The following is a 12,059-nucleotide window of genomic DNA, read 5'->3' as shown; positions in this document are numbered from 1 at the left end:
GAACGGGGTCGGCGCGGCGGATCCCTCAGCCGGTCTCCTTGACCGCGCGGAGGAATTCGGCCCAGGCGGCCTGGGTCGTGGCGAGCACGAGGTGCGCGGGGTCGGCGTGGTCAGCGACGCGCACCAGGGTGCCGGGCGCGGCGGACACGTAGACGCAGGCGTCCCCCTCACCGCAGAACGAGGACTTCTGCCACGTGGGCTGAGCGGTCATGGTGTCTCCTCCGGGCACGGTCGCGTGTCATTCCACGGAGGGACGGTATCGCCGTGACCGGCCGGAACCGCTGACTTCCCGGTAATTCGGAGTTTCGCACCACTGCCTCCCGGGGTCCGGGGTGCCGCCGCACGGACCCGCCGGGCCCCCGGCAGGGGCCGGCGCGGCCGGGTCCCTACAGGCGCGCCGCGAACTCCGCTACCGCCGACGCCACGTCCGCCGGGGTCCAGGCGAGGCCCGGGGCCGTGACCTCCACCTCCGTCAGGGAGAGGCCCGGTACGGCGGCCCGGGACCAGGTGCGGAACAGGACCCGCCCCGTCTCCTCCGCCTGGCGCAGACCCGCCTGCGCCAGCCGGTCCGCCTCGTACGGCAGCCACACCTGGAACTGGTGCGTGTGCGGACACCCCGGGTTGATCCGGAACCACGGGATCCCGGACGCGGCGAACGCCGGCCCCAGCGCGCCCGCCACCATCCGCGCCTGCGCGACGTACGACGGCAGGCGCACGAGCTCCCGCTCCAGCCCGGCCAGCGCGGCCAGGGCCTGCGGGAACTGCCGGAAGACCTGGCCCCCGTACCGGTGCCGCCAGACCCTGGTCTCCTCCACGAAGTCCCGCGGCCCGGCCAGCGCCGCCCCGCTCAGCCCGCCGAGCGACTTGTAGAACGAGACGTAGACGGAATCCGCCAGACCCGCGATCTCCGTCAGCGGGCGCCCGAAGTGCACCGTGGACTCCCACAGCCGGGCCCCGTCGAAGTGCACCACCGCCTCCCGCTCCCGGGCCGCGTCGACCAGCGCCTCCAGCTCCTCCCAGGTCGGGAGCAGGAAGCCCGCGTCCCGCAGCGGCAGCTCCAGCATCAGGGTGCCGAACGGCTCCGCGAGGTCCGCGACCTCCGCCGCCGACGGCTGGCGGGCCTCCGCCGTCGGGTGCGCCACCCGCAGCCCGGACACGGTCGAGAGCGCCTCCCCCTCCCACCGCTCCGGATGACTCATCGGGTGCAGCGCCACCACCGGGTTCCCGGTCCGCCCGGCCCAGCACCGCAGGGCCACCTGCTGCGCCATCGTCCCGGTCGGGAAGAACGCCGCGTCCTCGGTGCCCAGCAGCTCCGCGACCCGCCGTTCCAGCGCGTCGACGACCCCGTCCCCGTACACGTCGGCCGGCTGGTCCATGTCGTACGGGGCTTCGGCGAGCTGCGCCAGCAGCTCCGCCACCGTCGGCTCGCGCAGGCAGCGGGAGAGTTTCCGCTCCGCCGCCCGCCAGGCCGCAACCTGCCGCTTCTCGCGCTCGGTGTCCTCGTCCATGGCCCGAATCATCGCCGACCGGCCAAAGGGCCCAGGAGCTAGCATGGCGGCGTATCGTCCGGTACCCCCCGCGGACTGGAACGGAAGGCCCTTCCCGCGTGAACCCAACACAGCAGCCACGCCCTGCCCGGCTGGCGGTCGGCGTCGTCGGAGCCGGCCGGGTCGGCCCGGCGCTGGCCCGCGCGCTCCAGCAGGCCGGGCACCGGCCCGTCGCCGTATCCGGCGTCTCCGACGCGTCCGTGCGCCGCGCCGCACGAATGCTGCCCGACGTGCCCCTCGTTCCGCCCGCGCAGGTGTTCGAGCTCGCCGACCTGGTCCTGCTCACCGTGCCGGACGACGCGCTGCCGTCCCTCGTCGAGGGCCTCGCCGAAACCGGTGCGATCCGGCCCGGGCAGCTCCTCGTACACACCTCCGGGCGGTACGGGACCTCCGTGCTCGACCCGGCGCGCCGCGCGGGCGCGCTGCCGCTGGCCCTGCACCCCGCGATGACCTTCACCGGCACCGAGGTCGACGTGCAGCGCCTGGCCGGCTGCTCCTTCGGCGTCACCGCCCCCGAGGAACTGCGGCTCGCCGCCGAGGCCCTGGTCATCGAGATGGGCGGGGAGCCCGAGTGGATCGCGGAGGACAGCCGTCCGCTCTACCACGCGGCCCTCGCCCTCGGCGCGAACCACCTGGTCACCCTGGTCGCCCAGTCGATGGAGCTGCTGCGCACGGCCGGGGTCGAGCACCCCGACCGGATGCTCGGCCCGCTGCTCGGCGCCGCCCTCGACAACGCGCTGCGCTCCGGTGACGCCGCCCTGACCGGCCCGGTGGCCCGCGGCGACGCCGGCACGGTCGCCGCGCACGTCTCGGAGCTGCGCAAGCACGCGCCCGCCGCGGTCGCCGGATACCTGGCCATGGCCCGGACCACCGCCGACCGGGCCCTCGCGCACGGTCTGCTCAAGCCCGAGCTCGCCGAGGACCTGCTCGGCGTCCTCGCGGACAAGGACGGCGACGCCCGATGAGCGAACCCCTGCTGCTGCACACCGCCGAGGAGCTCCACGGGCTCGCGCGCGCCGGCCGCCGGGCGGTGGTGATGACCATGGGCGCCCTGCACGAGGGGCACGCCACCCTCATCCGCGCCGCCCGCGAACAGGCCGGCCGGGGCGGCCAGGTCGTCGTCACCGTCTTCGTCAATCCCCTGCAGTTCGGGGCGAACGAGGACCTCGACCGCTATCCCCGCACCCTCGACGCCGACCGGCGGATCGCCGAAGAGGCGGGCGCCGACGCGGTGTTCGCGCCTGCCGTCGAGGAGGTCTACCCGGGCGGCGACCCGCAGGTGCGGATCAGCGCCGGACCCATGGGTGAGCGCCTCGAAGGGGCCACCCGTCCCGGCCACTTCGACGGAGTGCTGACCGTCGTCGCCAAGCTGCTCCACCTCACCCGCCCCGACCTGGCCCTCTTCGGCCAGAAGGACGCGCAGCAACTGGCCCTGATCCGGCGCATGGTGACCGACCTGAACTTCCCCGTCGAGGTGGTCGGCGTACCGACCGTCCGCGAGGAGGACGGGCTCGCGCTGTCGTCCCGCAACCGCTACCTCTCCCCCGCCGAGCGGCGCACCGCCCTGACCCTGTCCCGCGCCCTGTTCGCCGGGCGCGACCGGCTCGCCGCGCAGGCGGCGCTGCAGGCCCGCGCCGAGGCCTACCCGGCCAGCGACGAGCGCGCCAGCGCGCTGGCGAAGCTCGGCGAGATCCGCGCCTCCGCGGACGCGCACGCCGTGTCGGTCGCGGGCTGCGGGCTGCCGGACGCCGTACGGGCCGCCGCGCACCACATCCTGGAGGAGGCGGGCCGGCACGAGCCGCCGCTCGAGCTGGACTACGTGGCGCTGGTGGACCCGCTGGACTTCACCGAGGCCGGCCCCGGATTCACGGGGCAGGCCGTCCTGGCCGTCGCCGCGAAGGTGGGCACGACCCGGCTGATCGACAACATCCCACTGGAATTCGGAGCACATTCGTGAGCACCCCAGGCAGAGACATCCAGTCGGGCGGCGCAGGCACCGGCATACGGCTGCACGCACCGGCCCCCGGCTGGTCGGTCGACGCCGATGTCGTGGTCGTCGGCTCCGGCGTCGCGGGGCTGACCGCCGCGCTGCGCTGCGCCGGCGCGGGCCGCCGCACGGTCGTGGTCACCAAGGCACGGCTCGACGACGGCTCCACCCGCTGGGCCCAGGGCGGGATCGCCGCGGCCCTCGGCGAGGGCGACACCCCCGAGCAGCACCTGGAAGACACCCTGGTCGCGGGCGCCGGCCTGTGCGACGAGGAGGCCGTGCGGCTGCTCGTCACCGAAGGCCCGGACGCGGTCCGGCGGCTGATGGCCGCCGGCGCCGTCTTCGACACCTCCGCGGAGACCGGGGAGATAGAGCTGACCCGCGAGGGCGGCCACCACCGGCGCCGGATCGCGCACGCGGGCGGCGACGCCACCGGCGCCGAGATCTCCCGGGCCCTGGTCGAGGCCGTGCAGGCCGCGGGCATCGAGACCGTGGAGAACGCGCTCGTACTGGACCTGCTGCAGGACGCGCAGGGGCGTACGGCCGGTGTCACGCTGCACGTCATGGGCGAGGGCCAGCACGACGGCGTCGGCGCCGTCCATGCGCCCGCCGTGATCCTGGCGACCGGCGGCATGGGCCAGGTCTTCTCGGCGACCACCAACCCGTCGGTGTCGACGGGCGACGGGGTGGCGCTCGCGCTGCGCGCCGGGGCCGAGGTCTCCGACCTGGAATTCGTCCAGTTCCACCCGACGGTGCTGTTCCTCGGCCCGGACGCCGAGGGGCAGCAGCCCCTGGTGTCGGAGGCGGTGCGCGGCGAGGGCGCGTACCTCGTCGACGCGGACGGCGTCCGGTTCATGGTCGGGCAGCACGAGCTCGCCGAGCTCGCGCCGCGCGACATCGTCGCCAAGGGCATCACCCGCCGCATGCAGGAGCAGGGTGCGGGGCACATGTTCCTGGACGCCCGGCACTTCGGCGCCGAGATGTGGGAGCAGCGCTTCCCGACGATCCTCGCCGCCTGCCGCGCGCACGGCATCGACCCGGTGACCGAGCCGATCCCGGTCGCGCCCGCCGCGCACTACGCGTCCGGCGGCGTACGGACCGACCTGCACGGGCGCACCACCGTCCCCGGCCTGTACGCGTGCGGCGAGGTCGCCTGCACCGGTGTGCACGGCGCGAACCGGCTGGCCTCCAACTCCCTGCTGGAGGGCCTGGTGTTCGCCGAGCGGATCGCCGACGACATCACCGCGCAGGCGCGCACCGGCAACGGCCCGGGCATACCCGTTCCCGCGACCGGCCCGCTGCAGCCCGCCGAGGCGCGGTACGAGGTCCAGCGGATCATGACGGACGGCGCGGGCGTGCTGCGCTCGGCCGAGTCGCTGCGTACGGCCGCCGAGGCCCTCGAAGGCCTGTACGCGACCGCCCTGAACAACCTCGAAGCGCACGGCAAGACCGCCGAACCGGGGGTGGACACCTGGGAGGCCACGAACCTGCTGTGCGTGGCCCGGGTGCTGGTCGCGGCCGCGCAGCGGCGCGTGGAGACCCGCGGCTGCCACTGGCGCGAGGACCATCCGGACCGGGACGACGCCGTCTGGCGCCGCCACCTCGTCGTCCGGCTCTCGGCGACCGAGAAGCGCGCCCTGGTCGTCGTCCCCACCGACTCCGCGGACTTCCCGTCCGTGCACGTCCCCCTGAGTACCCAGAGCCTGGAGCAGTGACCGTGAGCACCCCCGAACTTCCCCTGATCGACCAGAACGACGGCGGCTGCGGCGACGACTGCGCCTGCGGTGACGGCGAGGAGAGCGGCCTCGACCCGGCGCTGGCCCAGCTGCTCGCGGACGCGGGCCTGGACCCCATCGAGGTCGAGGACATCGCGCACATGGCGCTCTCCGAGGACCTGGACGGCGGCGTCGACGTCACCACCGTCGCCACGGTGCCCGAGGACGCCGAGGCGGTGGCCGACTTCGTCGCGCGCGAGGACGGCGTCGTGTCCGGTCTGCGCATCGCCGAGGCCGTGTTCTCCGTGGTCTGCACGGAGGCCTTCGAGGTGGAGCGGCACGCGGAGGACGGCGACCAGGTCACGGCCGGGCAGCTGCTGCTGTCCGTACGCTCGCGCACCCGCGACCTGCTCACGGCGGAGCGCAGCGCGCTGAACATCATGTGCCGGCTGTCGGGCATCGCGACGGCCACCCGCCGCTGGGCGGACGTGCTGGAGGGCACCGGGGCGAAGGTCCGCGACACCCGCAAGACCACGCCGGGCCTGCGCGCGCTGGAGAAGTACGCGGTGCGCTGCGGCGGCGGCGTCAACCATCGCATGTCGCTGTCCGACGCGGCGCTGGTCAAGGACAACCACGTGGTGGCGGCCGGCGGGGTCGCGCAGGCCTTCAAGGCCGTCCGGGAGGCCTTCCCGGAGGTCCCGATCGAGGTCGAGGTCGACACCCTGGAGCAGATCGGCGAGGTCCTGGAAGCGGGCGCCGACCTGATCCTGCTGGACAACTTCACGGTCGCGCAGACCGCCGAGGCCGTGGCGCTGGTGGCCGGCCGCGCGGTGCTGGAGTCCTCGGGCCGCCTGACCCTGGACACCGCCCGGGCGTACGCGGAGACCGGCGTGGACTACCTGGCCGTCGGCGGGCTGACCCACTCCTCGCCGATCCTGGACATCGGCCTCGATCTGCGCGAGGCGGTGTAACCCGTGCTCCTCACCATCGACGTCGGCAACACCCACACGGTCCTGGGCCTGTTCGACGGTGACGAGATCGTCGAGCACTGGCGCATCTCGACCGACCCGCGGCGCACGGCCGACGAGCTGGCCGTGCTCATGCAGGGTCTGATGGGCATGCACCCGATGCTCGGCAGCGAGCTGGGCGACGGCATCCACGGCATCGCGATCTGCTCGACGGTGCCGGCGGTCCTGCACGAGCTCCGCGAGGTCACCCGCCGCTACTACGGCGACGTGCCGGCGGTGATCGTGGAGCCCGGCACCAAGACGGGCGTGCCGATCCTCATGGACAACCCGAAGGAGGTCGGCGCGGACCGCATCGTCAACGCGGTCGCGGTGGTCGAGCTCTACGGGGGCCCTGCGATCGTGGTCGACCTCGGTACGGCGACCACCTTCGACGCGGTGTCCGCGAAGGGCGAGTACGTGGGCGGGGTGATCTCCCCGGGCATCGAGATCTCGATGGAGGCTCTGGGAATCCGCGGCGCCCAGCTCCGCAAGATCGAACTGGCCCGGCCGCGCAACGTGGTCGGCAAGTCCACGGTCGAGGCGATGCAGTCGGGCGTGGTGTACGGCTTCGCGGGGCAGGTCGACGGGATCGTCACCCGGATGGCCAAGGAGCTGGCGGGCCCGAACGGCGACCCGGACGACGTCCGCGTCATCGCCACCGGCGGGCTGGCGCCGATCGTGCTCGGCGAGTCCTCGGTGATCGACGACCACGAGCCGTGGCTGACGCTGATCGGGCTGCGGCTGGTCTACGAGCGCAACGCGCCCAACTTCGAGTAGCGGGGCGGCAGATGCGTGCCCCCGGCTCCCCCCGATCGCGGGTGCGGAAGCCGGGGGCACGCGCATGTGCGCGGTGTTAACTTGTCCAAATGCCTCGTGACACTGCGTACTTGCAGATTGCCGACGCGCTCCGGGAGCGGATCAGGGCCGGGGAATGGCCGGCCGGAGCCAGGCTGCCGTCGCGGGCCCGGTTCGCCGAGGAGTACGCGGTCGGGCAGAGCGTCGCGCAGCGGGCGATGGAGCTCCTGATCATCGAGGGCTTCCTCGAAGGCCGGGCCGGTTCCGGCACCTACGTCCGGGGCCCGCGCCGACGGATGCGGATCCCGCGCTCCCGGCTGCGGCGGCTGAGCGGCCCGGGCGGCCGCGACAACGGCGGCGGTACGTGGCAGTCGCGGTCCAGGCCCCGCACCCCGGCGCCGGAGCGGATCGCGGCGCGCCTCGCCATCGCCCCGGGCGACCCGTGCGTGGTCACCTCGTACGCGTTCCTGTCCCAGGGGCGGCCGGTGGAGACCTGCGAGTCGTGGGAGCCGATGGCGGTCACGGACCGCACGCCGGTCGTGCTGCCGGAGAACGGGCCGCTGAAGGGAGCCGGGGTGATCGAGCGGATGCGGGCGATCGGGGTGACGGTCGTCTCGGCGACGGAGATCCCGCGGCCGGCGCGCGCGGACCAGGCGCGTGCCGATCTGCTCGGCATCAGCGTCGGCGACCTGATCACCGAGATCGAGCGGACGCACTACGCGGCGGACGGCCGCCCGGTGGAGACGGCCGACATCATGGTCGCGGACCGGCGCGCGGAGGTCGCGTACGAGATCACGTTCGGGCCGTGAGCCTGCGCAGGGCCGCCCACCAGGGGTGATTGCCCGGGCGTCCGTCCAGTACCGCCCGGAACTGCTCGTACGACCGGGCCCCGCGGGCCACGGCGAGATCGTCCCGCCCCGGCGGCGGGGGCATCGGGTCGCCGTGCTGGGACGCCCGGTAGGTGTCGATGAGGTATTGCTCGATTGCGGTCATATGTCCACCCTCACCCCGGGGCTGCCGGGGTGCACCCCCCAGAATGGGCGGATGAGCGTCACCATCGACATCGCCGGGCTCCCCGCCGAGCGGATCTCCTTCTCCCCCTCGCCGCTCGCGGAGCTCTGCATGGCCCTGCACGCGCTCTCCCAGCCCGCCCACCACCCCGCGCTCAGTTCCTGGACCACCGCCACCGCCGCCGCCCTCGACCCGTGCCTCGCGGACCGGCTGCTGGAGGGCGACTTCATGTGGCGGAGCTCCTTCGCCGACATCTTCATGCCCTTCGCCGGAATCCCCGGCGGGACCGGGCTGCCCGCCGCGACGCTGGCCGAGGAGCTCGACGTACTCGACCGGCTGGACGACGAGCGGTTCGTGATGGCCGCCCTGGAGCACTGCTGGCTGGCCCTGTACAACGAGGGCGGCTGGCCCTCCCCGCTCACGGACCCGGGGGCGCGGGCCAGGGCGCTGGAGACGGCCGCCGCCCGCGGCCCCCGCCAGCTGAACTTCTCGCTGCGCCTGCTGGACGACACCGCCGCCGTCCGGGTGTGGATGCGGCGGCTCCTGGAGGACTGCGACGAGGCGTTCTTCGCCGAGACCTGGAAGCGCGTCGAGCCCGGGCAGAGCGCCGACGCCCGGCACAAGACCGAGCTGCTGCGCCGCAAGGGGCTGCCGGCCGCGCTGAAGGAGGTCTCGGGCGCGCTCGGCGTCGACGAGGCCCGCACCACCATCACCGCCGACAAGATGGTCGACGGCTCGACCACCGCCACAGACCCCCGCGTGGGCCCCGGCCTGGTCTTCATACCGACCAACTTCGGCTGGCCGCACCTGCTGGTGCTGCACGCGCCGGGCTGGCGGCCGGTGGTCCACTATCCCCTCGGCACCCCCGAACTGGCGGCCTCGCCCGGATCGGTGGAGCTGCTCCAGCGGCGGATGGAGGCGCTGGCCCATCCCATGCGGATGATGCTGTGCCGGAGTCTGGCCAGGGCCCCGTACACGACGAGCGAGCTGGCGACCGTGTACGGCATCACCGCGCCGGAGGTGTCACGGCATCTGGCCGTACTGAAAAAGGCCGGCCTGATCCATACGCGGCGTCAAGGGCGTTATGCCCAGCATCAGTTGGATCTGCCCGCGGTCGCCCGCATCGGTTCGGACTTCATCGAGGGCATCCTCCGTTAGACGCAAGCTCGCCGATATGCGGAATTGCTGAACCGGAATCAGTTAAAACTCTGGCCAGAGTGGCTCCTCGCTGCTTAACGTGCGTCCACCGTTCCGCCTGCTCGCACTTTGCCGTGAAAGGACCTACATGCCCTCTCGCCGTATAGCCGCAGCAACCGCCGCCCTGGCAGCCGCGGCCCTCGTCTCCCCGCTGCTCCTCGCCGGGCCCGCCGGTGCCACCGGAAGCCCGCAGAGCGACGCCGCGCGTGGTGACGCGCTGGCCAGGAAGCTGGTCAAGGACGCGACCGGCAAGGGCGCCTACAACCACCTGAAGGTCTTCCAGTCGATCGCCGACTACAACAACGGCACGCGCGTGGCCGGTTCCAAAGGCCACGAGCAGTCCGCCAAGTACGTCGAGGCCGTGATGAAGGCGGCCGGCTACCAGGTCACGAGGAACGAGTTCGACTTCGTCTACGTCGAGACCGTCGCCGAGAAGATGACGGTGAACGGCTCGAACGCGCACGACGTCCCGATCCACCTGATGACGTACACGGCGAGCACCCCCGAGGGGGGCGTGACCGCCCAGGTCGCCGTCGCGCCGGTCGACGCGGACGGTACGAACGGCTGCGAGCCCGGCGACTTCGCCGCCGGCGCCTTCACCGGCAAGATCGCCCTGGTCAAGCGCGGCGGCTGCACCTTCGCCACCAAGCAGGCCAACGCGGCGGCGGCCGGCGCGGTCGGCGCGGTCATCTACAACAACACCGCGGGCGCCCTGAACGGCACCCTCGGCGACGCGAACGCGGGCAAGGTCCCGACCGGCGGCATCACCCAGGCGGACGGCGAGAAGCTCGCCGCCGACGCCGCGGCCGGCCCGGTCGAGGTCACCCTCGACATCCGCCAGTTCCGCGAGAACCGCAAGACGTACAACGTCGTCGCGGAGACCCGCGGAGGGGACGCGGACAACACCGTCTTCCTCGGAGCGCACCTCGACTCGGTCGCGGCGGGCCCGGGCATCAACGACAACGGCTCCGGTTCGGCCGGCATCCTCCAGGTCGCGCAGCGCCTCGCGAGCAGCCAGACGAAGATCAAGAACAAGGTCAAGTTCGCCTGGTGGTCGGCGGAGGAGTACGGCCTGCTCGGCTCCGAGGCGTACGTCGCGGGACTGACGGACGCGCAGAAGAAGCAGATCAAGCTCTACCTGAACTTCGACATGATCGCCTCGCCGAACTCCGCGTACTTCGTGTACGACGGCGACGACTCGGACGGGGTGGGCGCGGGCCCCGGCCCGGAGGGCTCCGCCCAGCTGGAGAAGGGGATCAACGACTTCCTCGACTCCAAGAAGATCCCGCACGCCGGCACGGACTTCTCCGGCCGCTCGGACTACGGCCCGTTCATCGAGGTCGGCATCCCGTCGGGCGGTACGTTCACGGGCGCCGAGGGCATCAAGACGCCGGAGGAAGCCGCGAAGTTCGGCGGGCAGGCCGGCGTCGCCTACGACGTGAACTACCACGCCAAGGGTGACGACATCACGAACATCGACCAGAAGGCGCTCGACATCAACGTCGACGTCATCGCGGACGCGGTCGGCCACTACGCCTTCGACCTGGCCCCGCTCTCGAAGCCGGTCGTCTCCGCACCGACGCCCGGCGGCGGCGGCAGCGGCGGTGGCCTGCACACGGGCCACGACGAGGTCCGGCAGTAGTCACACCCAGGCGGCCGAAGGGCCGGCATCCCGCACGCGGGGTGCCGGCCCCTTCGCCGTCTCCTACGGGGCGCCCCGCGACCAGCCCGTGGTGACGTACGCGATCGCCTCGGCGGCCTTGTCCAGCCGACGGGAGCCGGAGCGGGTGGTCCTGCTCAGTTCCACGTGCAGGAAGCGGGTCCCGTGCTCGGCGGCGAGCCGGCCCTGCTCGTTGGTCCGGCCCGACAGCTTGCAGGTGGCGGACCACGCCCGGCACACGTCGAAGCCCTGCCCGTCCAGCTTCTCGGCGAGCTGCTCGGCGTCGTCGACCGCCCGGCTCCCCGCGCCGGTGGAGACGACCGAGTCGGTGCCGGGGACGGAGCTGTCGGCGAAACCGTGCAGCTGGATGCCCGGCAGGCCGCGCCGGGCGAGTTCCGCGATCACGGCGTGGAAGACCGAGTCGGTGCGGTGCGCCATGTCGGCCGGCGCCCCCTCGCCCCCCTCGCCCCCGTCGTCCGCCTCGTCACCGGTTGCGCCCGCCCCGGAGCCCGCGCCGGTCCCCGCCGTACGGTGGGCCCCCGCCATGACCATGACCCCGCCGGGGGCGCCGCGCAGCACCCTGACCCCGAGCCGCTCGGTGCCCTGGTCGGCGACGGGGTGCGGGACCTGGACCGACCAGCGCGGGGGCCCGTCGAGGTCGACGTAGACACGGCCCCAGCCCCGGGTGGCCGAACCCGACCGGCCCGCCCCGTCGGAGACCTCCGCGAAGCGGCGTCCGCCGGCCGTGTCGGTGAAGGTGTCGAGCTTGTAGTCCACCTCGGCCAGCCGGGAGCGCGCCGCATCTACATTCCCCTCGAAAAGGGCGGAAACACCCTCGACAATGATCGCCTTCTCGGCCTCCGTGGGCGCGCGATAGCCGCCCGTCGTGCCGAATTCCGCGGAGAATCGGGTGACCCGGCCGAGCAGGTCTATGTCCTCCGCCACAGGCGGCGCAGCGGGCGCGGTTCCCTTTTCGACCGAATTGGCGGAATCGAAAGTGGCGTAGGCCACCAGCGCCATGATCACGCCGCAGACGATCGCACCAATCGTTATGTCCTTTGTGAACTTCACAGTCTTCACTGGCTGAAAATAGCTGAGTGAAAATCGCCCCTGCCCGCCCGGGCTCCACCCTCAGCCGCG

Annotated in this window: 12 protein-coding genes; 8 read left to right on the top strand and 4 right to left on the bottom strand. The window is 73.1% G+C overall.

Translation table 11 applies throughout. The features are described from left to right. Positions 1 to 25: 25 nt before the first annotated feature. Complete coding sequence (locus tag OG737_RS16720) at positions 26 to 211, bottom strand: DUF397 domain-containing protein (protein WP_328926956.1); 186 nt, start codon at positions 209 to 211, stop codon at positions 26 to 28. 175 nt (positions 212 to 386) lie between these two features. After that, on the bottom strand, positions 387 to 1,508 hold the full coding sequence (locus tag OG737_RS16715; RefSeq protein WP_328926955.1) for a beta-eliminating lyase-related protein: 1,122 nt from the start codon (positions 1,506 to 1,508) through the stop codon (positions 387 to 389). 98 nt (positions 1,509 to 1,606) lie between these two features. On the opposite strand from OG737_RS16715, the gene OG737_RS16710 reads away from it, so the two are divergent. The 6 genes from OG737_RS16710 to OG737_RS16685 all read left to right on the top strand — a co-directional run bounded on the left by OG737_RS16710 (position 1,607) and on the right by OG737_RS16685 (position 7,860). Beyond that, positions 1,607 to 2,512, top strand: coding sequence for a DUF2520 domain-containing protein (locus OG737_RS16710; protein WP_328926954.1), 906 nt, complete (start codon positions 1,607 to 1,609; stop codon positions 2,510 to 2,512). Beyond that, positions 2,509 to 3,504, top strand: a complete 996-nt coding sequence (gene panC, locus OG737_RS16705) for a pantoate--beta-alanine ligase (RefSeq protein ID WP_328926953.1) — start codon at positions 2,509 to 2,511, stop codon at positions 3,502 to 3,504. Before OG737_RS16710 ends, panC begins: the two co-directional genes overlap by 4 nt. Then, a complete protein-coding gene (locus tag OG737_RS16700; RefSeq protein WP_328926952.1) occupies positions 3,501 to 5,249 on the top strand; it encodes an L-aspartate oxidase in 1,749 nt (582 codons plus the stop codon). Before panC ends, OG737_RS16700 begins: the two co-directional genes overlap by 4 nt. A gap of 2 nt (positions 5,250 to 5,251) precedes the next feature. Then, the gene (nadC, locus tag OG737_RS16695) at positions 5,252 to 6,220 is read left to right on the top strand and encodes a carboxylating nicotinate-nucleotide diphosphorylase (RefSeq protein WP_328926951.1); all 969 of its coding nucleotides are present in this window, start codon (positions 5,252 to 5,254) and stop codon (positions 6,218 to 6,220) included. A gap of 3 nt (positions 6,221 to 6,223) precedes the next feature. Further along, complete coding sequence (locus tag OG737_RS16690) at positions 6,224 to 7,033, top strand: type III pantothenate kinase (RefSeq protein ID WP_328926950.1); 810 nt, start codon at positions 6,224 to 6,226, stop codon at positions 7,031 to 7,033. Between the two features lie 89 nt (positions 7,034 to 7,122). Then, positions 7,123 to 7,860, top strand: coding sequence for a GntR family transcriptional regulator (locus OG737_RS16685; RefSeq protein ID WP_328926949.1), 738 nt, complete (start codon positions 7,123 to 7,125; stop codon positions 7,858 to 7,860). On the opposite strand, the gene OG737_RS16680 is transcribed toward OG737_RS16685, so the two are convergent. Next, positions 7,844 to 8,044 carry a hypothetical protein gene (locus OG737_RS16680; protein WP_328926948.1) on the bottom strand — a complete coding sequence of 67 codons (201 nt, stop codon included), beginning with the start codon at positions 8,042 to 8,044 and terminating at the stop codon, positions 7,844 to 7,846. The two genes, OG737_RS16685 and OG737_RS16680, sit on opposite strands and share 17 nt — an antisense overlap. Positions 8,045 to 8,095: 51 nt before the next feature. On the opposite strand from OG737_RS16680, the gene OG737_RS16675 reads away from it, so the two are divergent. Beyond that, positions 8,096 to 9,220, top strand: a complete 1,125-nt coding sequence (locus tag OG737_RS16675) for a DUF5937 family protein (protein WP_328926947.1) — start codon at positions 8,096 to 8,098, stop codon at positions 9,218 to 9,220. Between the two features lie 127 nt (positions 9,221 to 9,347). Continuing rightward, positions 9,348 to 10,901, top strand: a complete 1,554-nt coding sequence (locus OG737_RS16670; RefSeq protein WP_405679116.1) for a M28 family metallopeptidase — start codon at positions 9,348 to 9,350, stop codon at positions 10,899 to 10,901. A gap of 63 nt (positions 10,902 to 10,964) precedes the next feature. Here OG737_RS16670 and OG737_RS16665 read toward each other — a convergent pair whose 3' ends face one another. Continuing rightward, on the bottom strand, positions 10,965 to 11,999 hold the full coding sequence (locus OG737_RS16665) for a hypothetical protein (RefSeq protein WP_405679118.1): 1,035 nt from the start codon (positions 11,997 to 11,999) through the stop codon (positions 10,965 to 10,967). Positions 12,000 to 12,059: the final 60 nt, after the last annotated feature.

It is taken from the genome of Streptomyces sp. NBC_00122 (assembly GCF_045160845.1).
Classification (GTDB): domain Bacteria; phylum Actinomycetota; class Actinomycetes; order Streptomycetales; family Streptomycetaceae; genus Streptomyces.
Note: the sequence above shows the minus strand (reverse complement) of the source record. Positions and strands in the feature narration are given on the sequence as shown.

What these genes read in the sequence shown, in the direction of transcription:
- OG737_RS16670 (WP_405679116.1), top strand. Translation starts at nt 9,348, where the DNA reads ATGCCCTCTCGCCGTATAGCCGCAGCAACCGCCGCCCTGGCAGCCGCG.
- OG737_RS16685 (WP_328926949.1), top strand. Translation starts at nt 7,123, where the DNA reads ATGCCTCGTGACACTGCGTACTTGCAGATTGCCGACGCGCTCCGGGAG.
- OG737_RS16675 (WP_328926947.1), top strand. Translation starts at nt 8,096, where the DNA reads ATGAGCGTCACCATCGACATCGCCGGGCTCCCCGCCGAGCGGATCTCC.
- panC (WP_328926953.1), top strand. Translation starts at nt 2,509, where the DNA reads ATGAGCGAACCCCTGCTGCTGCACACCGCCGAGGAGCTCCACGGGCTC.
- OG737_RS16720 (WP_328926956.1), bottom strand. Translation starts at nt 211, where the DNA reads ATGACCGCTCAGCCCACGTGGCAGAAGTCCTCGTTCTGCGGTGAGGGG.
- OG737_RS16715 (WP_328926955.1), bottom strand. Translation starts at nt 1,508, where the DNA reads ATGGACGAGGACACCGAGCGCGAGAAGCGGCAGGTTGCGGCCTGGCGG.
- OG737_RS16680 (WP_328926948.1), bottom strand. Translation starts at nt 8,044, where the DNA reads ATGACCGCAATCGAGCAATACCTCATCGACACCTACCGGGCGTCCCAG.